Here is a 24,367-nt window from a genome sequence, read left to right as displayed (position 1 = left end):
GTTTTTTTGTTATGCAGTAAACAATTAATGCTTAGTGTATTCCGGCTCTTCTACCGGAAGCATTGTCGGCATAAAATATTCACTAAGCCAGTAAAATTCCTGACCGTTTTGCTTAATTTTTACCGCAGGATTATTTCGATGCGTAAGCATTCTGTCTGCTAAATCTTTATAATATTTAAAGTAGCTTCTAGCTTCCTCGTTAGTAATAATATTTGATTTCGTCCAACCTCTCAGCATATATTTTGACATTTTTTCTTCCTCAGAATTATCAAAACCTGTGCTTACCGCTACAGCATAAGACATTGGCTGTTTGTAGAGCTCACCTTTATCTAAAAATTGCAAGGTCGGGTTATATTTTTTCAGAAGTTTAATATATTCTTTCACAGCTCTTCCTTGTTTAAAATCGGTTCTTGCAGCTCCGGTATTTTCATAAACTTCTCTGTAGAAAGCTTTCAACTGATCATATTCAGTTTCTGAAATCAAAATTCCTTTTTCCATTCCCTGCTTATAATCCATTAATTCTTTAGGAATATAACCTTTTGCCAAAAACGGATTCCCGTAATTGATCAGCTGGGCTGCAATTCCCGAAGGAACAGGATTCGTTAATCCCGGATATAGATATTTGTATTTGAAATCAACCTCCGTTTTATCTGCACCTACCGAAGAATGAAAACGCTCATTCAAAGATTTATCAATCATTTCGTTATCGTAAGTAACCTGAGCAATAAGACTATCGACGGATTTCACCAACAAACCAGGAGCGGTAATGTCTCCTTTTTTAGGAAAAATAACAAAGCCTTGAGCCATGCTCTGTTTAGGAAAATCTAATGAAAAGAAACCTGCGTCACTTTCTATCAGATTAAAATTATTCTTCGTTAAGACATCACTCTGCTTGATGATTTTTTGTTTCTTTAATTCAGCAACATTCTTCGCCGTATTGGTAACAATATTTTCCGACATCAAAACAAAATCGTTATACGTATCAGAAGAACGAGCATTCGTCTGGAACATAATCAGCTTTGCCTGAGCTTGTGTAAGTGAACCAATTACACTAGACATACTCCCGTTTCTGTTGGCAGAAGTACCAATTGTGATCACAATATTGGTTTCATCCGGAACATTAGAAAGTAAATTCCCTGCAGCTATCAAACCTTCATTCAGAGGCTGATTTCCGACATTACTAGGACAATTCATTTCATTTACTTTATCCTCTATAAATTTAATTACTTTATTGTAATCCTGGCTCAAAACTGATGGAGCTACATTCTCCCCACAAGAATTGTTTTTGTAAAGAACTACACCATATTTAATTGAATTAAAATAGGTAGGTTTTTCAAATTTGAGCTGAAGATCCTGTAAAAGCGACCCAACAATCGGAATATATGGTGTATTTGATGCGCTTACATCCAAAACAAATACAATATTTGCCTTTTTATTCTTATCAATTATTTCTCTGTAACGGTCAAAATAAATAGCCTCTCCCAAAACATTTTTAACAAAGTTTTTACTGTAATCTAAAACATTGGTAAAATATTTTGTTCTCGTATCTGGTTTCGCTTCTTCATTTAAAGCTAAAGTTACCGGAAAAATATTTTCAAGAGGCGGTCTTTTATCAACATCTGTAAGTAAAACTGCGGTTCGTTTATCCGCATCCGCACCTCCGGGAGCACCTTCATGAATTCCCAGCGTGGTTTCTTTTACGCCCGTCGTATTTTTCATTTTCACTGCGGAACGTTCGCCCCAAGTAGAAATTACATCAGAACTTACCCATCCGTACAGACCTGTACTGATGCTATCGATGTCGATGGTCGGTTTTTTCCCTACTAAAAAGCGTTTGTTGTTTTCAGCCTGTTTGTAAACATAAACCATTTGTCCGTTTGGAATTTTCACATCAGCCATTTCGATCAGACTTGGTGAGTTAAAAACCATAATCGAGTCATTTTTATAATACCTTTCAGCACTTTTGATCACGTTTGGGCTGTTTGGTACGACTGCGACTCTTACCGGATAACCATTTTTTTCATTTTTTAACGAATTGCTCCAAAGCAAAAGATCAGATTCCGGAATCCACCCATAAGTTTTTATTTGTTTTGATGAAACTTTTTTCATCAATGCATCAGGAATATATTCTGCCACTTTTACCATTCCGTCCCGGCTTTTCAGAACCATTAAAGGCTCTAAAAACTTAACTTCCTTATACGATTTTTCATCATTTTTATCTAGATAAGCAGTGTTTCTGGAACGGTCTGAAATAGCGATCCATGGTACTGATTTTTTAGGATACCCATTAATTACTGAAGCGTTGTCAATCTGCCCGTATTTTTGTGGCTCAGGGGTTTTTCTCGACGGTAATTTTACCTGACAACTGGTAAGTAAAACCGATAATCCCACATAATATGCCGCTAGAGGAAATTTATTTTTCATCTTATTTTTCTTTATGATTGGTGCAATGCCCTAAAAACTGGAGCATAAATTATTTACTTTGGTTGATATCTACTTTGGTTACACAGGTCATACCGTCGTCAAAATTGAGTTTTACAGATTGTATTACCATATTTTTATCAAACTGAAGACCTGCACAGTACAGATAAAAATTATTAACCTTGCTGTCTGAAACTTTTACGATTGCATTTTCGTTGTTGCACAGATAAGTTTTCAGGAGATAGTTGTAATGCATATTAAAGCTGTTTCCGTTTGCGATCTGCTGCAGGTGATATTTAAAATCATTATCCTTTTTAGCATACAGTTCATCCAATGTAGGCTCTTCATCTTCCATAGAATTGTAAGCCTGAAGAATTTTAATATGATGCTGAATAGGCTCAATATCTTTATCGGTATACAATGTAACCACATAATCTCCCGGTTTTTGGAAAGCATAAATCGCCAATTTATCTTTAGCATCAATTTTACCCGTTTCCCCAAATCTCCATGTAAATTGAGAAGCATCAGAAAGGGCACGGAACTGCACATTTTCGTACTGCATTGCCTGCGTTTGCGCATCAATTTTCGTAACTGAAGATGCACTGTCTTTAGGTTTTGGAATTCCTCTTGCCGAAACGAGAATCGGGAAAGATTTTGTGTATTTATTGTCAATAATCAAAGTTACGTTGTAGTAACCCGGCTTATCATAAAAGTGAATTCCGTTGCTTTTATCGGAAGTAGTGCCATCACCAAAATCCCATCTTTTGAATTTGGCAAACTCGGTTTTATCCTGAAACGTTAAGGTATCTCTTACTAAAAGCGAAGACGGGAAAACCACTCCTTTGATATCATCTGCCGAATGGATGACCTTCTTCTGAAGCCACAATGCGACGAGTGCGGCGATAAGTAATGTGGCTATAACACCGATGATGATGTTTTTCCTGTTCTTTTGAAAATAGTTCATAGTAGTTTTTTGTGATGTGTATTATAATTTGTGGTGTTATCTTGCGTTTAAAGCGTTATTCCTATCGCGGAGACTCTGGCTTTTTTCTTTGTATCCTAACTGGCAGTCTTCAAACTGCTTTTCAAATGTTTTTGTTGTTTCATTCATTTTCATAATTCTGTCTTTATCGATCATATTCATTTTGAAAAATTTTCCGATCTGCGGAAATGCCTGTTTACGTGGATCGTTAACAACAACATTCTGAAACGTATTGGCTAAATCCTGTATAGCAAATTCCGCCTCATTTCTTTCTACCGGCTGCTGAATTTCTACAGACAATCTGTTTACTCTTGCTGAAGCAGTGTCTATTAAAACCAGCCCGACTTTCTGCTGCTGGTTGAATTTTACTTTCTGCTCAAGAATCTGTAGCGAATTGGTATCTGCTTCTGAAAAAGGAGATGCAAAACTTTTAAGAAAAATAATTCCTAAAAACAAAAGCGCAACAACAAGCATTAAAATCAGATATAAAAACTGATATTGTTTTTCTTTTTTTGATAGTGTGATCTGGCCCTGCATAATTTCTTTACTTTAAAATAATGGCTATCTTCTTCTACCTGTAAACTTTCTGGTAGGATCTATTTTCATTTTATTGTTGATCTGATTAGATTTTCCCTGACATTCCTGAACGTTGCGTATCGCAATCTGTTGTTTGAAAGAAACACTGATTATCTGACTTTTCAGATTGAGCATTGGCTTTATTTTCTGCATTAAAACAGCATAATGCTTGAAATTATTAGCGCTATCGGCTCCCATAATATCCTGTGCTTCCCGAACATTATCGAGAATATAGGTGCGTAAAAAATTATCGTTATAAGCTTTATCAGAATCTAAAAGCTCCATTCTTGCGTAAATACTGTCTACATGGGTACGCAAAAGATTATCCCTGTTCAGCAAGTCACGATAGCGACCCACTTCATCATCAACTCCCTTAAGCTGAGTATCATAGCTTTTGAAAAAGAAAAAGACGCTGGTAAATGAAACAGCAGATAAAATGACAAACGAAAATATGAATTTCCATATTCCCGATCTGACGTCAGATTTATTTAATTTTTTTTCTCTGTTAGAAGACATATCTGTAATTTGGTTTGGAATGTGAAAATAACAAAAAAAACAGTTATGCACAAAATTAAATTCAATGCATACAATACTATTTACAATTTTTTAATGTAAAGTTTAATTTTCAGATCCGAAAGATTTTCATATTTTAGTCATCAGAATTTTACTTCTACCTACCAAATCACGAAAAAGAATGAGCAAGTTACTGACCAATACAGTACGTTTTTCTATTGCAGACAGCGATTTTTATTTTAAAAAAATAATGATCAAAACGCTTCTGGAAAACCCTTTCAATATGCTTCTCAACGATTGCAACAATGGTCATGAGCTTATCAACAGAACATACCGAAGACAGGAAGATGTTTTCATTATAGAACTTTTCATGCCTGTTCTCAGCGGTATTGAAGCCATCAAATTCATCAGAAAAAACAACAACGAAACTCCCATTATCACTTATTCGGGAACTTTTCAGGAAGATATTGCAGAGATTTTAGGTAAAATCCCAAACATCTATTACTGTCAGAAAAACAGCAATACGATAAAAGACATTGTAAAAGGACAGATCTCATCCAAAGATTTTGACTACGATGCCTATTATGAATCCTGGCAACAACAGCCACTCGCTGTACAGGAATATATGAACAGACAGAAAATGAGTCAGGAAGAACTGTCACCAACAGAGATCCAGCTGATGAAATTCTGCTATGAAGGATTCAGTAATAAAGAGATCGGCGAACAGCTTAATCTAAGCACCAGAACCATCGATACGTACATCAACAGACTTACAGAAAAGCTCGGTTTAAAGACCAAACTCCACCTCATCAGATTCTGTGTAGAAAACGGATATTACAATTCGAGTATGTAAAAAATCTCTTCTTTTCGGACGTATACTATACTAAACATAAAATTGTCAGCTATTTATGTTGAAATATTTTTCGCCTGAATTTGCTACTATTCATTTTTTTTAACTAAATTTGCACACCTAAAATTTAAAATTTACAAAGGAAATGACAAAGGCAGAATTGGTAAACACCATCTCAAATAAATTGGGGACCGAAAAGAATGAAACACAGAAAGTTGTAGAAGCTTTTATGCAGGAGATCAGAACTTCTATGTACAATGGAGACAATGTTTACTTAAGAGGTTTTGGATCTTTCATCGTGAAAACAAGAGCAGCAAAAACGGGGAGAAACATCTCTAAGAACACTGCAATCGAAATTCCTGCACACAATATTCCTGCTTTCAAGCCATCAAAATCTTTTGTGGAGAAAGTGAAAACTAAAGTTGCAGTAAAATAAAGAATAATTAATATTAACTAGTTACTAAAAAATTTAACATTATGCCAAGCGGAAAGAAAAGAAAAAGACACAAGGTTGCAACACACAAAAGAAAGAAAAGAAGAAGAGCGAACAGACATAAGAAAAAATAATCTCTTACGGGATTTTTCAATATAATAATATAGTTGGTGTTTTTAAGTTATTAATATTCACCGACTATATTTTGTTATGTAAAATAAGCAGAAATTGAGATAAGATACAGCTGTTCGATTCTCAAATTTCATTATCAATCTTTTTATCTTTAATTTTAAAATGAAGAAAGAACTAATAGTTTCGCATGAAGATGATCTTACAAAGATTGCTTTGCTGGAGGATGGCAGACTATGTGAACTTCATGAGGAAGAAGACAAGAATGATTTTGTAGTCGGAGATCTGTTTATAGGAAAAGTAAAAAAACTTGCCCCCAATCTTAATGCCGTATTTGTAAACATCGGCTATGATAAAGATGCTTTTCTGCACTATCAGGATTTGGGACCGCAATACCTTACCTACCGGAAATTTCTAAAAGATTCGGTTTCTAAAAAACAGACTTCTTCAGGTCTGAAAAATTTTGAAATTCAGCCTGAAATCGACAAAAACGGGACAGTAGATAAGATCATCGCCAAAGATGATATCGTTTTATTACAAATTACCAAGGAGCCCATCTCCACAAAAGGACCCAGGATTTCTACACAAATTTCTTTAACAGGACGTTTTTTGGTCTTGATACCTTTCGACAACAAGGTTTCCATTTCAAAAAAAATAAGCAGTTCTGAAGAAAAAGTAAGACTTCGCACCCTGATCGACAGCATAAAACCGGAAGGCTTTGGCGTGATCATCAGAACGGTTGCAGAAGGAAAGAAAGTAGCTGATCTTCATAACGATATGAATCAGCTCATCCAAAAATGGGAGAATACTTTCAAGAATATTCAGAAGAATAAAGTACCTTCCAAAGTTCTAAGTGAGGATGACAAAGCATCGTCTATTTTAAGAGATAACTTCAATCAGGATTTTGTGAATGTCTTTTGCGATGACGAGCAAATGGTAGAAGAAATGAAAAATTATCTGGAAGTAATAGCTCCGGAACGAAAAAATATCGTTCAGTTTTACAACTCCCACATTCCTCTCCTCGAATATTATAACGTTGAAAAACAGCTTAAACAAAGCTTCGGAAAACACGTAAATATTCCAAGTTCAAAAGGTGCTTATCTGGTGATAGAACACACAGAAGCACTTCACGTAATCGACGTGAATTCCGGAAATAACATTACTGCCGGAAACACAGCCAATAAAGAACACGCACTGAACGTGAACAAAATGGCAGCCACAGAAATAGCAAGACAGCTTCGTCTTCGAGACATGGGCGGAATCATCGTCGTAGATTTTATCGACATGACCAACCCTGAACACAGAAAAGACCTGTACGAACATTTCAGAACCGAAATGAGCCGTGACAAAGCCCGTCATAAGATTTTACCGCCAAGTAAATTTGGTCTGATACAAATCACAAGACAAAGAAACCGTCCGGAAAAACAGATCGACACCAAAGAAGAAAACCCTAACAAAGACGGAGAAATTGTAGCTCCGATTGTTATTGTGGAAAGAATGGGTGAAACCATCAGAAACATTATGCAGAAGGAAAAAGGAAAACTATTCCTTCATGTGCATCCTTTCGTGGAAGCTTACCTTACCAAAGGAATTAAAAGCATTCAGATGAAATGGTTTTTGAAGTACAAAAAATGGGTAACCATCATTCCGAGGGATTCTTTTAAGTATTTAGAATACAAAATCTACAATTCTAATAAAGAAGAATTGAGCGGATATTCTAATTAAAAAACATTTTTACAGCCTCCAAATTTGGAGGCTTTTTCTTTGTATTTTTTCCTGATTTAACATTTTCAAAATATTATTTAAGAAAAATTCTGACTTCTAATTAATCAATTTTCGTACTTTAAAAAACAGATACCAGAAGTTCAATTATTTAAAAAAATCATCCTTTTCTTTCACATTTGTACATTTCCCTACTTGAATAAATTTCACACTATAAAACATCAGAATAAAAGAACAAAACCCTCTGTTAATAAGCATTTTAAGCATTCAGAAAAGTTACAAAATAAATTTTAATCATAATGAAGTGAAATAAATCATTTTAAATTATCGTTTTCCTAAAAAAAACAGATTATTTTACTCAAAAAACGCAAAATATTGGTAAAATCATAGCAAATATTGGCATTTTTTCATTATATTTATATACTGAAAACTAGACCATGATGAAACCTAAGTTAACCATCTATGATGAGCCTTTGCTTTATGCCGAAGGTTTGTCAAAATTACTCGTTCAAGCCAAGATTTTTAGCTCAATCGAAATTTGTAATTCTTATGAAAATCTTTCTGAACACATCGAACAAAATCCGCCAGAATTTTTAATGATCAGCTCTGGTAATTTGGTTCTTACTGAAATGTATTCTTGCATAGAAAACATTATCATCAAGAATAAAAATACGAAGATCATTGTCATAGGAAAATCGTTTGATGTCGCAACAATCAGAAAACTTTTCAATAAAGGAATTAAAAGCTATCTCGACAGAAACAGTTCTTATGATGAATTTCTGAAATCAATCCAGGCTCTGATGTCTAATGAAATCTACATTTGCGAATATGCAAAAGAAATGATGATCAACTACATCAGCCATGAACAGGAAAAGCAAAATTCTCACATTAAAGATCCCTTGACTAAACGTGAGATGGAAATCCTGAAACACATCTGCAACGGATTGAGCAGTAAAGACATCAGCGAACTGCTTTTCATCAGCATCAATACTGTGGAAACGCACAGAAAAAGAATCCTGCTGAAGCTGAATGTAAAAAATTCTGTAGGCGTAGTGAAATATGCGATAGAGAATAAGATTTTCAGCTGAAGATCTCCGCTTTGAAACAAAAAAAAATCTAAACTCAAAAAGTTTAGATTTTTTTTTGCTTTTACTTTTTAACAGAAAAGAAAAGCGTACAAAATTAATATGAATATATCGATGTGTTAATTTGGTTTTAGCAGATTATTTTGAAAATGGGTAGATTATTATTTAAAACTTTTTAATCAAAATAATCTGCAGGAGTTTTTTTATTCATTACTCATAATCCGGCATTTCGGCATTTGTGAAGAGTGTGGATCTGGTAAAATCAGTCATCGTACTGTTGAGATCAATTACCACAATATTTTTCTGAGAAATATTATCGTTGGATGTATTCATCAGAATAACCTGAGAATCGTTTGGTGAAAATCTCGGATCAAGATCATTGGTTCCGACAGGTTTCTCACTTTCGGCAGATACATCCAGAATTGTGTCATTGGTTAAATTATAAATAAAAATTCTTGAATCAAGCTGTCGGTAATTAGAATCCTGATATCCGGAAACATCTCTCGTGTACAGTAGTTTTTGTCCGTCTACGGAAAAATTCAATCCACCTGCTGCTCCGGAACCGCTGCTTATAATATTTTTCAAAACATTTCCAAGCATATCAATGATGTAAACTTTCACATTGTAGCCGTTAAAATTATTGGTCTTCAAAGCAATTTTATTGTTATCATAGCTCCAGTCGCATTCTGTAATCAGGCTTCCATCCGGTGTGGTGTACAAAAGCTGTTGTCCGCTACCGTCTTTATTGATCTTGTATAATTTATCAAAATTAGAATAGATGAAAGTGCTTCCATTGGTACTCCATGCAAAATCCATTTCATAATTATTAAAACCGGAAACCGGAATCTGTGTTACTTTAAAAGGATTTGAACCATCAGGATTTGCTGTGTAAATATGAGTTCCGCCGCCTTCAGTTCTTAAAAATGCAATGAGTCCCGCATTATTATTTTTTCTCGGACGCCAACTATTATACATTGATGCAGTATATTGGAAATTATTTCCCTGACTGTCACTTGACATAATCACAAAATTACCGCTTATTTTTCTCGCATAATGATAACGGTTTGCGGGAACTGTGTTTGTTGTAAATTTAAATACAGCACTCAAAACTTCAGGATGAATTCCGTCTGAAACTCCCACCTGCCAAAAATAACTGACTCCGAACTGCAGATTATCGAGTGTGTAATGCTTTTCAGTAAGATCATTGACCTCAACAACATTGGTATTGATATTATTTTTCACTATCAATCGGTATTTCAGAACATCCGTACTATCTGGATCTGTAGAATTCCATTTCAATTCAGCTGTCAGCGGCTGGTTTACCGCATTATCAATCGGGCTTAATAATTCCGGAGTTGTGGGTGGAGAATTTAATGAATCATCATCATCCATTTCAAAAACAATTGTCACCATTTGCCCCTGATTTTGAATATTGACCGCCTGAAAAGTGGTTAAATAGCCCGTAAGCTCAGATTTCACAGAATAATTACCAACCGGAAGATCTTTTATCTCAAACATTCCGTCTTTATCACTAAACACCGTTTGTGTACTCGGTGCGGTATAAATTTTTGCATTCTGTATCGGTTCGTTGGTTCCCCGTTTTACGACTTTACCTTTCAGCGTACCGGTTTGTGCCTGTTCTACCAATTCTTCACTGCAAGATCCTAAGGAAAAAAGCAGAATGAAAAGGGCAAATATTTTTAGAAGAGTTTTCATAGTTTAGTTTTTTAGTTTTTTCCGATATAAAAATTGATTCCAAGACCAAACCTTATTGCCTGATCATTTCTTTTTCCGCTTGCAAAATCTTCCCAATCGTCACTGAATCCCATATCATACTGTGAGGAAAGTCTTAAACCGATATTTTTTTGAACCAGATATTCCAGTCCGCCACCAAATTGTGCTTTGTATCTTGTTTTATCCTGTGAAAACATAGTAGCAACTCCGCCATAAACAAAAGGAGTAAGCTTATATTGCGGAATTAAAAGAAATTCAAGATTAACTTCGGTTACAAAAAATGAACGGGACATTATTTTATCGTTTTGAATTTTAAAATAATTGGCATTTACTTCGAGATTAAAATTTTTGCTTAAAAAGTATTTTATTCCCAATTTCCCACCGATATTGGTAGCAGGATTTACATAATCGTCTTTCACCTGTTGTGTCTCAACATTTCCGAAAATTGAAAGGTTTTGTCTGTCGTCATTCGGATATTTATTACCAACCAGTCTGTTGTTGTTATTTGCGTGTTCGGTATTGTATTCATCAATAATTCTTTGATAATTAACCGTTGAATCAACCGATTTTCCCCAGATTTTATCGCGAATACCTTCGATGACTAAAGATTTAACCGCTTTTTCGATAGCATCCGTAACAGCTAATTGAATAGGTTCGTTCTGAGTCATTCCAACCTCGGCTTCCAGAAGTCTTTCCGTATCAACATATCTGAAGAAACTTCCGTTTACACTGGTAGAAAGAATGGTTTTGGAAACGTAAACTGTTTTTAATATTTCACCGTTCAAAGTAGAAACAGCTCTCAGATAAATGGTAATTCGATCCTGTCTGTATTGTGACGAAGCGCCAATTCCGAAATAACGGGCGCCAATTCCACCAGTCATAATATTGCTGTCATAAGAAATCACACCGCCTTCAAGAAGGATTCCGGCGTACAAAAGCGGAGGTAATCCCTGATTGCTGTTTTTGTCGGCATCTTTCAGGTATTCTTGTCTGGTGGAACGAATGATCTGTCTTTCATTAAGAAGATTGGCAATGTTTTCTCTTTCGATCGGAACAAACCAACGGCTGTCTTCAAGAGCTTTAATAAGAATTGTGGTGGTTCCCTGCGGAACTGCGGTACTCCAGTTGTTTCCGTTTTCTGCAGGTTTGTATTGCCCGGTCTGATCGCGAAATTTATAGACGCCAATCACTATTTTTTCTTTAGGAAGCGGCAAACTTCTTAGTTCTGTAGTATAAGGTGTAATCTCTCCGATCGTGGATTTTTCTTTTGAAGAAGGAAGCCCGACCATCGAACCACATCCGTATAAAATGCACAGGAGCATTACACAGAATAAGATTCTGATATTAATATAAATTCTCATGATAGTTTTTAGTTTTAGTTTTTTTATTATTTCGGGACTACAATTTCCGACTGATCACCGGAAACGGTATCCAAAATATTGATAAGCAGCCCTTGAGCTGTAGAAGTTATCTGAAGGTAAAGTGAGCCAAACATATAATTTCCGGGCTTTACTCCTCCTTCACCAAACTGCTCGTTGAATAATTTATTTGAAAGCTGGCTTAAAACCTGCCTGTTCAGACTCTGAGTAAAACTGTCTAAGGAATTAAGGCCACCCAGCAAACTGCTATTATTCGCTTTTTCATCAAACTGATTCTGAGCATTGGCTGAACTCAGAAGCCACTGATAATTAAAGGTATCGCCCCCAAATGCAGGATTGATAGGTTTATATACCAGTTGCTGAGATTTTGCGAGAAAAATTCCTGCAAAAAATATCATTGCAACGGTTAAAATTTTCATGGTATTTGGTTTTTAGTAAATGAATTCGTTTTTGATGAGATTTTTTCTGGCATTAAATTCTTTAATGTACCTTAAGGTATTTACAAGCTGTTCTTTCAGATAATCATCGCTGGGATTGGTGATAAAGCTGTACACGATTTTATCATCGATCTCGATGTTTATTTGTCCACTTGTACCTCTTGTCGGAAGCTCCGAAATTTTTATACTGGAGGAGCTTTTGTCCGGAATCTGACTGTACTGAATGTAAAACATATCATAGAAATCTCTTCCGACCTTTGTTTTGGTTTCATCGATCGTAAGCCCCTTCAGTTCGAATGCTTCTTCTTTCTCGACCTGACTGATTTTCTTTTTAAAAAAATCCTGATTGATTTCCAGACTGTCTTTGGATATGAGCTTTTGAGTCTGCTCGTCTCTGATGTACAAGAATGCTTTAAGGGCATCTTTGTTTTCTAAGCCTACATTTATTTCAGACAGCAATTTTGTTTCGCCGGGGTTGATGGAGAATTTTCCGCTCTGTCTGTTGTTTGAGAGGTTTCCGTTTCCGCCTCTTTTTATGCTTACCAAAAGATAATTGAGTTCTTCGTAAGTGGGAGTATTATTTGTTACCGTTCCTTTTATTTTAAGCTGTTTCTCAACTGTTTCACTTTCAATTTTCGCAACAATTTTTTTATCTTCTTGACCATACATTAATCCGGACAAGAGAACAATAAATATGAAAATCATTAACAGGTTGAAACTTTTCATAACTCATTTTTCTAATAATTTCTTACAAAAACCGTTTTATTATCTCCTTTTACATTGATCTCCATTCCGTTTGATATACTGTTACTTCCTGTAACATCCACAATATTATTGTAACCCTGAACGGTGACAGCCGCTTTTGTTTCTTTTTCGGTAAAAGCATTATTAAAATATATGCTGTTTTGGTCTCCAAGCTGCTGGACAATGATATTGGTTTTTGAACTTACATTAAGTTCCGTATTATTCATGTTTCCGATCTGCGCAACAACTGATGAATTGTTTTGGGTAGTATTTTGAATAGAAATCACATCCATAATTGTATTACTGTTGATTTTATTCCAGTCGATCTGTTGCGATTTCGCAAAGAAAAATGCGAGCAGCGCAACACTTGATATTAATTTTATTACAGTTTTCATTTTTTTTGATTTAAAGGTACTCCATTACAGTGCGTTACAAAACACACCTTCCCGTTACGAAGACAAAATCACTACAATCTGGTATATCATATAGTATTTTTACGGACGATCATCAAATAAAAAAGGAGAAGCCGCAGCTTCTCCCCTTTTTACTAAAATGTATTCTAATTATTAGTTAGATTGATTTACAGTTAAAGTATTGTTGTTACCAGTTTGCATTCCAACATGGCTATGAGAACCACCACTTTGAGTAATTGTAGCTAAGTTATCATCTCCCATTTGAACATTGATTGCTGAATTTGAAGTTCCGATCTGAGTTTGATATAAACTGTTACCGTCACCAATTTGCAGCCCCACTGTAGAGTTATCAGTTCCTCCCTGAAGAGACAATGCGATGTTTCCGTCACCTACTTGTCCGTGAGCTGCAGAGTTTCCGTCACCCCATTGTCCTTGTCCGATGTAGTTGTTATCTCCCGCTTGTCCAGCAACAGCAGTGTTTTCGTCACCTTCCTGATATTGCTGAATAAGGTTTGAATCACCTAACTGACCAGCCATTGCAACGTTGTCGTTACCCACCTGATTTTGCCAGATAGAATTGAAAGCACCTACCTGAACAGCAGTAACTTCATTTCTGTTTCCGTCCTGCATTTGCTCAACAGAGTTTAAAAGACCTAATTGCCAAGTTTGTGCAGAGTTTCTGTTACCCAATTGCTCAGTTACGTTAGAGTTCCAGATTCCGCTTTGATCTACGTCTACGTTGTTTCTGTTACCATCACTTACCACTTCGTTAGAGTTTCCGCTTCCAACTTGATCGATTGTAGCGTTGTTACGATTCCCGTCCTGCAAAAGTGAATTTTCATTCATCAATCCTGTTTGATTCACAGTTGCTACGTTTAAGTTTCCATTTTGGGTAGAAGTATCGCTGTTAGATTGAGCGAAAGTAAGACCCATTGTTGCTAGTGTTAAAACACATGAAATTAAATTTTTCATTTTAATAAAAATTTGTTGGTTAATAGTGAGACAAAGATAGAAGCGCAGATCGTAGGAAAAACCACCGCAAAAGTGTAAATTTCAAAAATCACGGGACACCGTTTTTATTGTAACCGTTTCCAGTTTTTGGTTCTAACGGTTATACGTTACAAAATGTATCCGTAGAATTACTATAAGAATTTTAATCTTAAAATTATCTATAATTAACATTTTCTGACTTCCTTTCTAAAAGATATATTAGTAAATTTGAGCTATGGAAAGTTTTGGAAAAGATCTTTTACGCAAAATAAAAAACGCGGAACTGGCAGGTGCAAATGCGCATGGAATTTTCTCGCCGCCATCTCGCCCTATATTCACTTATGATGAGGTTTTAGAAAAAAATCCGAAATTTGCCGCCGTCAATATTGTTTTATATTTAAAGGATAACGAATGGCACTTTCCTTTGATTGTAAGATCTGAAAATGAAAGAGACCGACATAGCGGGCAAATCTCTCTTCCGGGCGGAAAACGCGAAGAAATGGATCAAGATTTTACCGAAACTGCCATCCGTGAAACTTCTGAAGAAATAGGGCTTGAAAAACATTATGTAAGAATCATCCGTGAATTGTCTCCCATATACATTCCGCCGAGTAATTTTTATGTTTATCCCTATATTTCATACACTAAAAAGAATCCGGAATTTATTCTGCAGCAAAGTGAAGCCGTAGAAGTTATAGAATTTCCGATCACTTCATTTCTAAATTTACCGGACAGCCCGGAAATCATGGCACTTCCCGGAGCAGGAGGTCATGAGGTTCCTGTCATTAATTTCAACGGATATATTATCTGGGGCGCTACAGCCATGATCCTGAGCGAATTCAGCCAGTTGATTAAAAAAATGTAACTTTGCAACTATTATGTTTAATTGAAAAATGGCGAAGAAGAACATTTTTACCGATTCGTTCGGAACACCTTATTTCTTAAAAAGATTAATCATTTTTATTCTGGGAATTGTTTCCTACAGAAGATTCAACGGTTTCAACAAGCTTAAAATCACAGGAACAGAACATTTGGTAGATCTGCCTGATTCTAATGTGCTTTTCGTATCAAATCATCAGACTTATTTTGCCGACGTTGCTGCAATGTATCATGCATTCTGTGCCGTAAACAATGGTTATTTAAATACGATTAAAAATCCGATTTATCTTCTCAATCCTAAGATTGATTTTTACTACGTTGCCGCTGAAGAAACCATGAATAAAGGTATCCTTCCTAAAATTTTTAAAATTGCAGGTGCAGTTACCGTAAAAAGAACATGGAGAGCAGAAGGAAAAAATGTCAACAGGTTGGTTGATCTGAGTGAGATCGACAACATTATGAAGGCTCTGGATAACGGTTGGGTAGCCACATTTCCGCAAGGTACAACGGCTGCTTTCGCTCAGGGAAGAAAAGGAACGGCCAAGCTGATCAAAAATCAAAGACCGATTGTTATTCCTATCAAAATAAACGGTTTCAGAAGAGCGTTTGACAAAAAAGGACTTCGTGTAAAAGTAACGGGAGTAAAGCCTACAATGGAATTTAAAAAAGCTTTAGACATCGATTACGACGAAGAAAATGCACAACAGATTCTTCACAAAATTATGACCGCAATTGAGCAGACAGAAGATTTCAATGTATTGCACACCTATGATGAAGAAATCAAAGCAAAAAAGACTGAACAGAACAATCAACAAAACTAAAAAATAACAATGAAGAAGATTTTAGGGGTATTTTTAATTATTTTAATAGCAGTTTCATGCAACAGTCAGAAGATATATTCTGATTTCGACATCAGCTACTCAAAAAGTGGTGGCTACGCTCCATCTTACGAGAACCTTTTGATCAAAGGAAATGATGTTCATTATTCTTTTGAAGGACAAGGCAAAAAAATCAAAAAGAGCTTTAAAATATCCAATGAAGATCTGAAAAAATTAGACGAAACGCTTTCAAAAAATAATTTCAAAAGAATTCAGGAAGATCATAAAAAAGTTTACGATAATATAACAACATCAATCAGCGTTAAAAAAGGCGTAAACGAAGGCAGTAAAAATGATGGCAGCATGATTATGCCAAATTTTAAAACCAATTGGGAAAACATTACAGCCGGTTTTCAGGAAATCATTAATAACAACGTAAAAAACTAAGAAAATAAGTTGAGAACTCATTTCATTGCTATTGGCGGAAGCGCAATGCACAACCTTGCGATTGCACTTAAAGATAAAGGATATCAGGTGACAGGTTCGGATGATGCTATTTTTGAACCTTCAAAATCAAGACTTGAAAAAAAAGGAATTCTTCCCGAAGAAATGGGATGGTTTCCTGAAAAAATTACGTCTGATATTGATGCTGTAATCTTGGGAATGCATGCTCACCAAGACAATCCTGAATTGGCAAAAGCAAAAGAATTAGGTTTAAAAATATATTCTTATCCTGAGTTTCTTTACGAACAGTCAAAAAGTAAAACCAGAGTTGTCATCGCCGGTTCACACGGAAAAACAACCATTACCTCAATGATTCTTCATGTTCTGAATTTTCACCAGAAAGATGTTGATTATATGGTCGGAGCACAATTGGAAGGTTTTGACTGTATGGTGAAACTGACGGAAGACAACGATTTCATGGTTTTGGAAGGTGACGAATATCTTTCTTCTCCTATCGATTTGCGATCAAAGTTCCTCTTATATCAACCGAATATTGCTTTGATGAGCGGAATTGCATGGGATCACATCAATGTTTTCAAAACTTTTGATGATTATATCGAGCAGTTCAGAAAATTTGTGGCAAGCATTACGCCGGGTGGAGTTTTGGTTTACAACGAAGAAGATGCAGAAGTGGTAAAAGTGGTAGAAAATGCTGAAAATTACTTCAGAAAAATGCCGTACAGAACTCCGGAATACGAAATCAGCAACGGAAAAGTGTTTCTGAAAACCGAAATGGGCGATATTCCGCTTTCTGTTTTCGGTGCACACAATTTATTAAATCTTGAAGGAGCAAGACATATTTGCCACACTTTGGGAATTATGGATGAAGATTTCTATGATGCGATCATGAGCTTTAAAGGTGCTTCAAAACGCCTCGAAAAAGTAGAACGAGAAGATAAAGGTATTCTTTATAAAGATTTTGCGCACGCTCCAAGCAAAGTAAAAGCTGCTGTAAAAGCTTTCTGTGAACAATTTAAAAACGAAAAGAAGTACGGTTTTCTGGAACTTCATACCTATTCTAGTTTAAATCCTGTTTTCCTTGAACAATATGATCACGCAATGGACGGACTGGATGAAGCCATTGTTTTCTATTCTGAAGATGCCTTAAAAATCAAAAGAATGGAACCTATTTCTCCTGAATTAATCAAAGAGAAATTCAAAAATGAAAACCTGAAGGTCTTTACCAACGCTGAAGAACTTCATACCTATTGGGATTTGCTTGATAAAACCCAGGGAGTTTACATGATGATGAGTTCCGGAAATTTCGGAGGATTGGATTTAGCAAAATAAGTTATTAAGAGTAACAACAATATCATACTATTAAAAAAAATAGCTTTCAAAATTTTGAAAGCTATTTTTTATTTGTTGCCTTAAGTTTTTAGTGTTTAAATATCCGCTACAGCATTCAGCATTTTTTCTTCCCAAGCCGGATCTTTAGGATCGAAAAACAATCTTTTTCCGGTGTCTAATGATCTTATCATATTCATTTCGCTTTCTGTCAGTTCAAAATCAAATACATTAAAATTCTGCTCGATTCTGGAAGGCGTCACTGATTTCGGAATCACACAGAAACCTTCCTGCAAATGCCATCTCAGAATAATCTGCGCTGTTGATTTATTATGATTAAATGCTATCTTTTTAAGTACCGGACTTTCTAAAAGTTCAGCATTTCCGTTTCCAAGCGGACTCCAGGGTTGGGTAATAATATTGTTTTCCTGATTATAAGCTCTAAGTTCTTTTTGCTGGAAAATGGGATGCAGCTCTACCTGATTAATCACCGGAGAAACCGTAGAGTGAGGCTTTAATTCTTCTAATTTTTCAATGGTAAAATTACAGACACCGATCGCTTTTATTTTCCCTTCCTCATATAGTTCTTCCATCGCTTTCCATGCTCCCAAAAAATCTCCGAAAGGCCAATGAATAAGATACATATCGAGATAGTCAAGCTGTAATCTGTTCAATGTTCTCTGAAAAGCAGATTTTGCCTTTTCATAACCGTGATCCTGTACCCAGAGTTTTGAAGTTACAAATAAATCCTCACGATCGATTCCGCTATTCTTGATTGCTTTTCCTACTGCCGTTTCGTTTTGGTAAATTGCAGCTGTATCAATCATTCTGTAACCGACTTCAATAGCTTTAATAACTGCTTTTTCGCATTCTTCAAGATTTTCCATTTGCCAAACTCCGAAACCTAAAGCCGGAATGTATGTTCCGTTATTCAATGTAATCACAGGTTGCCCTACGTAAGTCTTTTGCTTCATACTATTTTGTTTTGATTTTAATGTTATTCAAATTTCGGATAAAGTTTTAAATTGTAAGGATTGATTTTTTTATTTTTATTTAAAATTAAAACATGTCTCAATCCATAAGAATTGCCACTTCCGAAGATTATCCTAAAATTATGAAAATTTGGGAATCGGCAGTAAAAAGTACCCATGATTTTTTATCTGAAGCAGATTTTGAGTATTTTAAAAAGATAATTCCAATAGACTATCTTCCGAATCTTGAGGTTTATCTGATTTCAGAAAACAATGACATCAAAGGATTCGGATCTGTTTCTGATGATATGCTCCAAATGCTTTTTATTCACAATGATTCCCGTGGAAAAGGGTTGGGTAAAGTTTTATGCATGTTTCTAAAGGAGAAAACAGGTTTTTCGAAAGTTGATGTGAATGAAGAGAATCTTCAAGCAATCAAATTTTATGAGAAGCTTGGATTTCAAAAAATCGGACGGTCAGAGAAAGAAGGCTCAGGAAAAGATTATCCGATCATTCATATGAGTTTATAGATTATTCATAAGCAAATCGCAAGCTGTTCGGTCTATTTTTTGTAAATTGGTTTAGCCAAAACACAGCCAATTAAAAAATAAATGCCCACAACAACTTCTCCTCGCCAAACCGTAAAAAAAGTTCTGCCGCTGATTCTTGCGACAGCCATTTTTATGCAGATGCTTGATTCTACGATTCTAAACACATCTTTACCATCAATTGCAAAAGATTTGGATGAATCACCACTGAATATGCAGAATGCTATCATCAGTTATGTTCTGACTTTGGCTGTTTTTATGCCCGCAAGTGGATTTTTAGCAGATCGATTCGGGACGAGAAAAGTTTTTGTTTTCTCTTTAGTGCTGTTTAGTTTGGGATCCTTGTTTTGTGCGATTTCTCAAAATCTGACGCATTTGGTGATTTCAAGGGTCATTCAGGGAGTTGGCGGAAGTCTCATGACGCCTGTAGGAAAATTAGCTTTAATAAAAACTTTTGACCGGAATGAATTATTAAAAGCAATGAATTTTGCAATTATTCCGGCATTGATTGGCCCCGTTCTCGGTCCTTTAGTTGGCGGATATATGGTTGATTATCTTTCGTGGCATTGGATTTTTCTCATTAATATTCCGATTGGGATTTTAGGAATTGTTTTGGGTCTAAAATTTATGCCTAATTACAATTCAAGAGATACCGATTTTGATCTGAAAGGTTTTTTAATTTTTGCAGCCGCATCACTTTTACTATCCGTATCGCTCGAACTTTTTGGCGATATGCAGAATATTACTCCGGTTTTGATTATTTTTATTTTAGGATTTTTATTCCTGTATTACTACTACCATCACGCCAAAAGAGGCGGAAATCCTATTTTTCCTTTAAGTCTGTTCCAGGTAAGAACTTTTAGAGTGGGTATTGTCGGAAATCTTGCTACAAGATTAGGAATCAGCTCGGTTCCGTTGTTGCTTCCTTTAATGATTCAGATTGCTTATGGGCAGTCTGCAGTTATTTCAGGATGGATTATTGCGCCGATGGCTTTAACGGCAATGTTCGGAAAATCTTATGTTATTAAAATTTTAAATAAATACGGTTACAAAAGAACATTGATGCTCAACACGATCGTTATCGGAACTTTGATCTGTTGTCTGGCAATTCCGGATATTCACACATCTATTTTCTGGTTTATTCCTGTGATTGCGATTTTGGGATTTTTCAATTCGATTCAGTTTACTTCGATGAATACGATTTCTATCGCCGATTTAAGAAACTTCCAGACCAGCAGCGGAAATTCTTTGCTGTCCGTAAATCAACAGCTTGCGATTGGCTTCGGGATTGCTTTTGGACTGATTGTTTTAAAAATTTACGAAAACAATACAGCATTAATTCAAAACGAAGTTCACAATGCTTTCAGATACACTTTTCTTACAGTAGGAGCTCTCACTATTTTATCATCATTGGTTTTCAGGAGATTGCATGTTTCCGACGGCAGAAATATGAAATCCGGAGAATAAGATGTGTGAGAGTATTAGGGTTTGAGAGTGTTAGAGTTCGAAACATAAATACTCCAACCCTCAAACCCTCAAACGCTCCAACTCAAAACACACTCCAACACAAATTACCACACATCAATGTGAGAGAAAACAGGCGGTCATACATTTGTTAAAAATTAAAACAAACAATATTATGGCAACTAAAAATATAGAAATCGTAGTTTCGCCAAAGCCTGCACATTTTGTGGGTGACGGTTTTAGAGTGCATAATTTTATACCGGGTGCACATCCTTTAACGATGAAAAGAATGGATCCGTTCCTGATACTCGATTACAATGCAAAATTTCATTTTAAGGGTTCAGAAGTTCCGCGCGGAGTCGGTGTTCATCCACACAGAGGTTTTGAAACGGTAACAATTGCCTATCAAGGAAAAGTAGAGCATCACGACAGTTCAGGAGGCGGTGGAATCATTGGTGAAGGCGATGTACAATGGATGACTGCTGCAAGAGGTATTTTGCACAAAGAATATCACGAAAAAGAATGGTCGAAAGAGGGCGGAATTTTTCAAATGGTGCAGCTTTGGGTAAATCTTCCTGCGAAAGATAAGATGAGCAAGCCAAAATATCAAACCATTAAAAATACAGAGATACAAAAAGTTGATTTAGGCAAAAACGGCTTTGTAGAAGTTATTGCCGGAGAATATAAGGGAATAAAAGGTTCTGCATCTACTTTCAGCCCGGTTAATCTGATGAATGCTAAATTAAAATCAGGTGGAAAGGCAGAATTTAATTTTCCTGCGAATTTTAATACCGCCGCTTTGGTTGTTGAAGGAAGCATTTTGGTAAACGGCGGAGAAAAAGTTCCGACGAATCATTTTGTCCTGTTTAGAAATGAAGGCGAGAGTTTCACCATTGAAGCAACCGAAGATTCGGTAATATTACTTCTCAGCGGTGAACCTCTGAATGAGCCTATCGTTCCGCATGGTCCTTTTGTAATGAATACTCAAGAAGAAATCATGCAGGCTTTTGAAGATTTCAATACCGGAAAATTCGGGTATTTGGAAGATTAATTTAGGATAATTGATTTTTAATCGCAATGTTCGCAAGGTATACTACTCTATATGAGAATATTTTTCGCTAACAAAGGCGTTTTTACTCAGCTAAGGTTTACTGCTGTCATTCGCTGAACGAAGTCCCTTTGCGAACGGTAATATCAAAGAAATTTTTAAAAATCTTTGTGCACCTTGCGTTAAAACTATCTTTTCAATTACAAAACAAATATTTAAATATAAACATCATGAAACCAGAATTTGAAAACATTCCATTAGTAAAAAATGAAGACAAAAAGAGATTTGAAATCGAACTGAACGGTCATTTCGCATTTATCAATTATAAAGAAACAAGTAAGCAAATTGCTCTAATTCATACTGAAGCCGAACCTGAATTGGCAGGAACCGGAGCGGCAGCTGCCGTTGTAGAAAAAACTTTAGTGTATATTGAAGAAAGCGGAAAAAAACTTCTTCCCTACTGTCCGTATGTTTTTGCATTCATTAAAAAAAATCCGGACTGGAAACGTATTGTAGACCAAAGATTTGAAGGTTACGACAAACTTTAAAAAAGATTTCCCACCTTTTATAAGAGATTTAAACTGAAAGATTTTTATCCCTTTTAAAAAAGAATAACTAAATTTAAAATCCTAAAACTAAAGAATTATGATGTCAAATATAGGCCTTATTGTGGAAGAAAGAGCTGCAGATATAGGCAATTTCCTGGTAGGAAGACTTTTACCGTTCAGAGAAAAACGTTCCGTTGGCCCATTCATTTTTATTGATCATATGGGACCAACCTGTTTGAAAGAGCACCAGAATTTTGATGTTCCGCCACACCCACATATTGGACTTTCAACGCTTACGTACTTATTTGAAGGTTCTATTTTTCACAGAGACAGTTTGGGTTCTGCTACGGAGATCAAACCCGGAGCAGTAAACTGGATGACTTCCGGAAAAGGCGTTGTACATTCTGAAAGAACTCCCGAATATCTGAAAAATTCACCACAATTTTTGCACGGTTTCCAGATTTGGGTAGCACTTCCTAAGGATTTGGAGCAGACTGAACCATCGTTTTTCCATATTGAAGCTGAAGAAATTCCGTCTTGGACTGAAGGAGATGTTGATTATAAACTGATTGCCGGAGAAGCTTTCGGAAAGAAATCAGCTGTTCCTGTTCACAGTCCGCTTTATTTTGTTGAAATTAAAAGCAAAACCAAACAAAAGCTCAACATCGGTCACCATCTTTTCGGTGAGGTCGGAATGTATGTTTTGGAAGGCACTGTAAACATCGAAGGCAACGAATACGGAACTAAACAGCTTATGATTGCGAAAAATGCTTCTCTTTGTGAGTTCGAAATTAATGAAAACAGCACTGTTTATCTTTTCGGAGGTGAAGCTTTCCCTGAAGAAAGACACATTTTCTGGAATTTTGTAAATTCAGACAAAGAAAAGATCGAAGAAGCAAAGGTAAATTGGAAGGATCAAAATCATGATGCATTCCCGCTAATTCCGGGAGATGATCAGGAATATGTACCGCTTCCAAAAGCAATTTTAAACAGAAAATAAAAATAAATTCTAAGTTCCTATGAAAAAAATCGCATTAATACTGATGCTGGCTTTTGCCTTCCTCTACAAAGCACAAGTTGTCTCTGAACCTAAAAATAATCCTGAAGAATGGTCAAAATTGTATGAACCTTTCAGAATTGCAGGGAATTTATACTACGTAGGAACTTACGATCTTGCCTCTTATCTGATTGTTACCGATAGAGGAAATATTTTAATCAATACCGGATTGGCAGATTCACTTCCAACCATTAAAAACAATATTAAGAAGCTTGGTTTTAATTATAAGGATATTAAAATTCTTACCCTGACTCAGGCTCACTTCGATCACATGGGCGCAATGGCAGATATAAAAAAAGAAACCGGAGCTAAACTCTATGTGGATGCAAAAGATGCAGAAGAACTAAAAAGCGGCGGGAAAACCGATTATGAACTTGGGAAATATGGCGTGACTTTCAAACCTGTAAAGCCAGATTATCTTTTAAAAAATAATGATAAAATAAAACTAGGAAATACGACGCTTACTTTGCTTCATCATCCCGGTCACACAAAGGGTTCTTGCAGTTTTTTGTTTGAAACAAAAGATCAGAACAAGACTTATAAGGTGCTGATTGCAAATTTGCCTTCAATCATTATTGACGGAGCGTTTTCTGAAGTAAAAAAATATCCATCCATACAAAATGATTATGCAGAAACACTGAAAGCAATGAAGAACATCAATTTCGATCTTTGGGTGGCTTCACATGCAAGTCAGTTTGATCTTCATAAAAAGAGAAAAGAGGGAGATTCTTATAATCCCCAATTATTTATGGATAAAGAAAATTATTTTAAAAGATTGCAGGTTCTGGAACAGGACTATCTTGATAAAGTAAAACAGGATTCATCAAAAAAATAA

The 24,367-nt window shown here is 35.7% G+C and carries 25 protein-coding genes; 14 read left to right on the top strand and 11 right to left on the bottom strand.

Annotated elements, in window-relative coordinates; translation table 11 throughout:
* Positions 1 to 24 precede the first annotated feature (24 nt).
* From tssR to tssO (BM371_RS10725), 4 genes are read right to left on the bottom strand one after another with little or no spacing between them, the layout of a single operon-like run.
* Positions 25 to 2,424, bottom strand: coding sequence for a type VI secretion system protein TssR domain-containing protein (tssR, locus tag BM371_RS10740; protein WP_034674136.1), 2,400 nt, complete (start codon positions 2,422 to 2,424; stop codon positions 25 to 27).
* A 49-nt stretch (positions 2,425 to 2,473) separates the two neighbouring features.
* A complete protein-coding gene (locus tag BM371_RS10735) occupies positions 2,474 to 3,385 on the bottom strand; it encodes a PKD domain-containing protein (RefSeq protein ID WP_034674134.1) in 912 nt (303 codons plus the stop codon).
* A gap of 36 nt (positions 3,386 to 3,421) precedes the next feature.
* Positions 3,422 to 3,940: a type VI secretion system TssO gene (gene tssO / locus BM371_RS10730; RefSeq protein WP_034674132.1), complete on the bottom strand. Its 519-nt coding sequence runs from the start codon at positions 3,938 to 3,940 to the stop codon at positions 3,422 to 3,424.
* 24 nt (positions 3,941 to 3,964) lie between these two features.
* Positions 3,965 to 4,495 (bottom strand): type VI secretion system TssO, encoded by a 531-nt coding sequence (gene tssO / locus BM371_RS10725; protein ID WP_034674130.1) that lies wholly within the window; start codon positions 4,493 to 4,495, stop codon positions 3,965 to 3,967.
* A gap of 178 nt (positions 4,496 to 4,673) precedes the next feature.
* Here tssO (BM371_RS10725) and BM371_RS10720 point away from each other — a divergent pair, with 178 nt between their 5' ends.
* The 4 genes from BM371_RS10720 to BM371_RS10705 all read left to right on the top strand — a co-directional run bounded on the left by BM371_RS10720 (position 4,674) and on the right by BM371_RS10705 (position 8,714).
* Positions 4,674 to 5,345 carry a response regulator transcription factor gene (locus BM371_RS10720; protein WP_034674128.1) on the top strand — a complete coding sequence of 224 codons (672 nt, stop codon included), beginning with the start codon at positions 4,674 to 4,676 and terminating at the stop codon, positions 5,343 to 5,345.
* 142 nt (positions 5,346 to 5,487) lie between these two features.
* Complete coding sequence (locus tag BM371_RS10715; RefSeq protein ID WP_034674127.1) at positions 5,488 to 5,778, top strand: HU family DNA-binding protein; 291 nt, start codon at positions 5,488 to 5,490, stop codon at positions 5,776 to 5,778.
* Positions 5,779 to 6,069: 291 nt separating this feature from the next.
* The gene (locus BM371_RS10710) at positions 6,070 to 7,629 is read left to right on the top strand and encodes an Rne/Rng family ribonuclease (RefSeq protein ID WP_034674125.1); all 1,560 of its coding nucleotides are present in this window, start codon (positions 6,070 to 6,072) and stop codon (positions 7,627 to 7,629) included.
* Positions 7,630 to 8,066: 437 nt separating this feature from the next.
* A complete protein-coding gene (locus BM371_RS10705) occupies positions 8,067 to 8,714 on the top strand; it encodes a response regulator transcription factor (protein WP_034677096.1) in 648 nt (215 codons plus the stop codon).
* Positions 8,715 to 8,921: 207 nt separating this feature from the next.
* On the opposite strand, the gene BM371_RS10700 is transcribed toward BM371_RS10705, so the two are convergent.
* The 6 genes from BM371_RS10700 to BM371_RS10675 all read right to left on the bottom strand — a co-directional run bounded on the left by BM371_RS10700 (position 8,922) and on the right by BM371_RS10675 (position 14,390).
* Positions 8,922 to 10,427 (bottom strand): carboxypeptidase-like regulatory domain-containing protein, encoded by a 1,506-nt coding sequence (locus BM371_RS10700; protein WP_034674124.1) that lies wholly within the window; start codon positions 10,425 to 10,427, stop codon positions 8,922 to 8,924.
* An 11-nt stretch (positions 10,428 to 10,438) separates the two neighbouring features.
* On the bottom strand, positions 10,439 to 11,806 hold the full coding sequence (locus tag BM371_RS10695; RefSeq protein WP_034674123.1) for a CsgG/HfaB family protein: 1,368 nt from the start codon (positions 11,804 to 11,806) through the stop codon (positions 10,439 to 10,441).
* A 26-nt stretch (positions 11,807 to 11,832) separates the two neighbouring features.
* Positions 11,833 to 12,243, bottom strand: a complete 411-nt coding sequence (locus BM371_RS10690; RefSeq protein ID WP_034674122.1) for a curli production assembly/transport component CsgF — start codon at positions 12,241 to 12,243, stop codon at positions 11,833 to 11,835.
* 12 nt (positions 12,244 to 12,255) lie between these two features.
* Positions 12,256 to 12,987: a curli-like amyloid fiber formation chaperone CsgH gene (csgH, locus tag BM371_RS10685; RefSeq protein WP_034674119.1), complete on the bottom strand. Its 732-nt coding sequence runs from the start codon at positions 12,985 to 12,987 to the stop codon at positions 12,256 to 12,258.
* An 11-nt stretch (positions 12,988 to 12,998) separates the two neighbouring features.
* Positions 12,999 to 13,400 (bottom strand): hypothetical protein, encoded by a 402-nt coding sequence (locus BM371_RS10680; RefSeq protein ID WP_034674118.1) that lies wholly within the window; start codon positions 13,398 to 13,400, stop codon positions 12,999 to 13,001.
* Between the two features lie 171 nt (positions 13,401 to 13,571).
* Positions 13,572 to 14,390: a hypothetical protein gene (locus BM371_RS10675; RefSeq protein WP_034674116.1), complete on the bottom strand. Its 819-nt coding sequence runs from the start codon at positions 14,388 to 14,390 to the stop codon at positions 13,572 to 13,574.
* Between the two features lie 253 nt (positions 14,391 to 14,643).
* On the opposite strand from BM371_RS10675, the gene BM371_RS10670 reads away from it, so the two are divergent.
* From BM371_RS10670 to BM371_RS10655, 4 genes are read left to right on the top strand one after another with little or no spacing between them, the layout of a single operon-like run.
* Positions 14,644 to 15,273 carry an NUDIX hydrolase gene (locus BM371_RS10670; protein WP_034674114.1) on the top strand — a complete coding sequence of 210 codons (630 nt, stop codon included), beginning with the start codon at positions 14,644 to 14,646 and terminating at the stop codon, positions 15,271 to 15,273.
* A gap of 28 nt (positions 15,274 to 15,301) precedes the next feature.
* Positions 15,302 to 16,108: a lysophospholipid acyltransferase family protein gene (locus BM371_RS10665; protein WP_034674112.1), complete on the top strand. Its 807-nt coding sequence runs from the start codon at positions 15,302 to 15,304 to the stop codon at positions 16,106 to 16,108.
* Positions 16,109 to 16,117: 9 nt separating this feature from the next.
* Entirely contained in the window at positions 16,118 to 16,552 is a 435-nt protein-coding gene (locus BM371_RS10660; protein WP_034674110.1) for a hypothetical protein, read from the top strand.
* Between the two features lie 9 nt (positions 16,553 to 16,561).
* Positions 16,562 to 17,899: a UDP-N-acetylmuramate--L-alanine ligase gene (locus BM371_RS10655; protein ID WP_034674108.1), complete on the top strand. Its 1,338-nt coding sequence runs from the start codon at positions 16,562 to 16,564 to the stop codon at positions 17,897 to 17,899.
* A gap of 95 nt (positions 17,900 to 17,994) precedes the next feature.
* Here the strand turns inward: BM371_RS10655 and BM371_RS10650 are convergent, their stop codons facing one another.
* Positions 17,995 to 18,870: an aldo/keto reductase gene (locus BM371_RS10650; RefSeq protein WP_034674106.1), complete on the bottom strand. Its 876-nt coding sequence runs from the start codon at positions 18,868 to 18,870 to the stop codon at positions 17,995 to 17,997.
* 92 nt (positions 18,871 to 18,962) lie between these two features.
* Between BM371_RS10650 and BM371_RS10645 the strand changes: the two genes are divergently transcribed.
* The 6 genes from BM371_RS10645 to bla all read left to right on the top strand — a co-directional run bounded on the left by BM371_RS10645 (position 18,963) and on the right by bla (position 24,367).
* Entirely contained in the window at positions 18,963 to 19,397 is a 435-nt protein-coding gene (locus tag BM371_RS10645) for a GNAT family N-acetyltransferase (protein ID WP_034674104.1), read from the top strand.
* Between the two features lie 81 nt (positions 19,398 to 19,478).
* Positions 19,479 to 20,882, top strand: a complete 1,404-nt coding sequence (locus tag BM371_RS10640) for an MFS transporter (protein WP_034674102.1) — start codon at positions 19,479 to 19,481, stop codon at positions 20,880 to 20,882.
* 172 nt (positions 20,883 to 21,054) lie between these two features.
* The gene (locus BM371_RS10635) at positions 21,055 to 21,930 is read left to right on the top strand and encodes a pirin family protein (RefSeq protein ID WP_034674100.1); all 876 of its coding nucleotides are present in this window, start codon (positions 21,055 to 21,057) and stop codon (positions 21,928 to 21,930) included.
* A 227-nt stretch (positions 21,931 to 22,157) separates the two neighbouring features.
* Positions 22,158 to 22,475: a GNAT family N-acetyltransferase gene (locus BM371_RS10630; protein WP_034674097.1), complete on the top strand. Its 318-nt coding sequence runs from the start codon at positions 22,158 to 22,160 to the stop codon at positions 22,473 to 22,475.
* A gap of 100 nt (positions 22,476 to 22,575) precedes the next feature.
* Positions 22,576 to 23,475 carry a pirin family protein gene (locus tag BM371_RS10625; protein ID WP_034674096.1) on the top strand — a complete coding sequence of 300 codons (900 nt, stop codon included), beginning with the start codon at positions 22,576 to 22,578 and terminating at the stop codon, positions 23,473 to 23,475.
* A 19-nt stretch (positions 23,476 to 23,494) separates the two neighbouring features.
* Positions 23,495 to 24,367, top strand: coding sequence for a subclass B3 metallo-beta-lactamase (gene bla / locus BM371_RS10620; RefSeq protein WP_051882616.1), 873 nt, complete (start codon positions 23,495 to 23,497; stop codon positions 24,365 to 24,367).

It is taken from the genome of Chryseobacterium formosense (assembly GCF_900116415.1).
Classification (GTDB): domain Bacteria; phylum Bacteroidota; class Bacteroidia; order Flavobacteriales; family Weeksellaceae; genus Chryseobacterium; species Chryseobacterium formosense.
Note: the sequence above shows the minus strand (reverse complement) of the source record. Positions and strands in the feature narration are given on the sequence as shown.

Coding starts and splice junctions, on each gene's coding strand:
- BM371_RS10720 (WP_034674128.1), top strand. CDS start 4,674: ATGAGCAAGTTACTGACCAATACAGTACGTTTTTCTATTGCAGACAGC.
- tssO (WP_034674132.1), bottom strand. CDS start 3,940: ATGCAGGGCCAGATCACACTATCAAAAAAAGAAAAACAATATCAGTTT.
- BM371_RS10705 (WP_034677096.1), top strand. CDS start 8,067: ATGAAACCTAAGTTAACCATCTATGATGAGCCTTTGCTTTATGCCGAA.
- BM371_RS10645 (WP_034674104.1), top strand. CDS start 18,963: ATGTCTCAATCCATAAGAATTGCCACTTCCGAAGATTATCCTAAAATT.
- BM371_RS10640 (WP_034674102.1), top strand. CDS start 19,479: ATGCCCACAACAACTTCTCCTCGCCAAACCGTAAAAAAAGTTCTGCCG.
- BM371_RS10695 (WP_034674123.1), bottom strand. CDS start 11,806: ATGAGAATTTATATTAATATCAGAATCTTATTCTGTGTAATGCTCCTG.
- BM371_RS10710 (WP_034674125.1), top strand. CDS start 6,070: ATGAAGAAAGAACTAATAGTTTCGCATGAAGATGATCTTACAAAGATT.
- BM371_RS10680 (WP_034674118.1), bottom strand. CDS start 13,400: ATGAAAACTGTAATAAAATTAATATCAAGTGTTGCGCTGCTCGCATTT.
- BM371_RS10675 (WP_034674116.1), bottom strand. CDS start 14,390: ATGAAAAATTTAATTTCATGTGTTTTAACACTAGCAACAATGGGTCTT.
- BM371_RS10735 (WP_034674134.1), bottom strand. CDS start 3,385: ATGAACTATTTTCAAAAGAACAGGAAAAACATCATCATCGGTGTTATA.
- BM371_RS10635 (WP_034674100.1), top strand. CDS start 21,055: ATGGCAACTAAAAATATAGAAATCGTAGTTTCGCCAAAGCCTGCACAT.
- BM371_RS10665 (WP_034674112.1), top strand. CDS start 15,302: ATGGCGAAGAAGAACATTTTTACCGATTCGTTCGGAACACCTTATTTC.
- tssO (WP_034674130.1), bottom strand. CDS start 4,495: ATGTCTTCTAACAGAGAAAAAAAATTAAATAAATCTGACGTCAGATCG.
- BM371_RS10715 (WP_034674127.1), top strand. CDS start 5,488: ATGACAAAGGCAGAATTGGTAAACACCATCTCAAATAAATTGGGGACC.
- csgH (WP_034674119.1), bottom strand. CDS start 12,987: ATGAAAAGTTTCAACCTGTTAATGATTTTCATATTTATTGTTCTCTTG.
- BM371_RS10690 (WP_034674122.1), bottom strand. CDS start 12,243: ATGAAAATTTTAACCGTTGCAATGATATTTTTTGCAGGAATTTTTCTC.
- tssR (WP_034674136.1), bottom strand. CDS start 2,424: ATGAAAAATAAATTTCCTCTAGCGGCATATTATGTGGGATTATCGGTT.
- BM371_RS10625 (WP_034674096.1), top strand. CDS start 22,576: ATGTCAAATATAGGCCTTATTGTGGAAGAAAGAGCTGCAGATATAGGC.
- bla (WP_051882616.1), top strand. CDS start 23,495: ATGAAAAAAATCGCATTAATACTGATGCTGGCTTTTGCCTTCCTCTAC.
- BM371_RS10700 (WP_034674124.1), bottom strand. CDS start 10,427: ATGAAAACTCTTCTAAAAATATTTGCCCTTTTCATTCTGCTTTTTTCC.
- BM371_RS10630 (WP_034674097.1), top strand. CDS start 22,158: ATGAAACCAGAATTTGAAAACATTCCATTAGTAAAAAATGAAGACAAA.
- BM371_RS10650 (WP_034674106.1), bottom strand. CDS start 18,870: ATGAAGCAAAAGACTTACGTAGGGCAACCTGTGATTACATTGAATAAC.
- BM371_RS10670 (WP_034674114.1), top strand. CDS start 14,644: ATGGAAAGTTTTGGAAAAGATCTTTTACGCAAAATAAAAAACGCGGAA.
- BM371_RS10660 (WP_034674110.1), top strand. CDS start 16,118: ATGAAGAAGATTTTAGGGGTATTTTTAATTATTTTAATAGCAGTTTCA.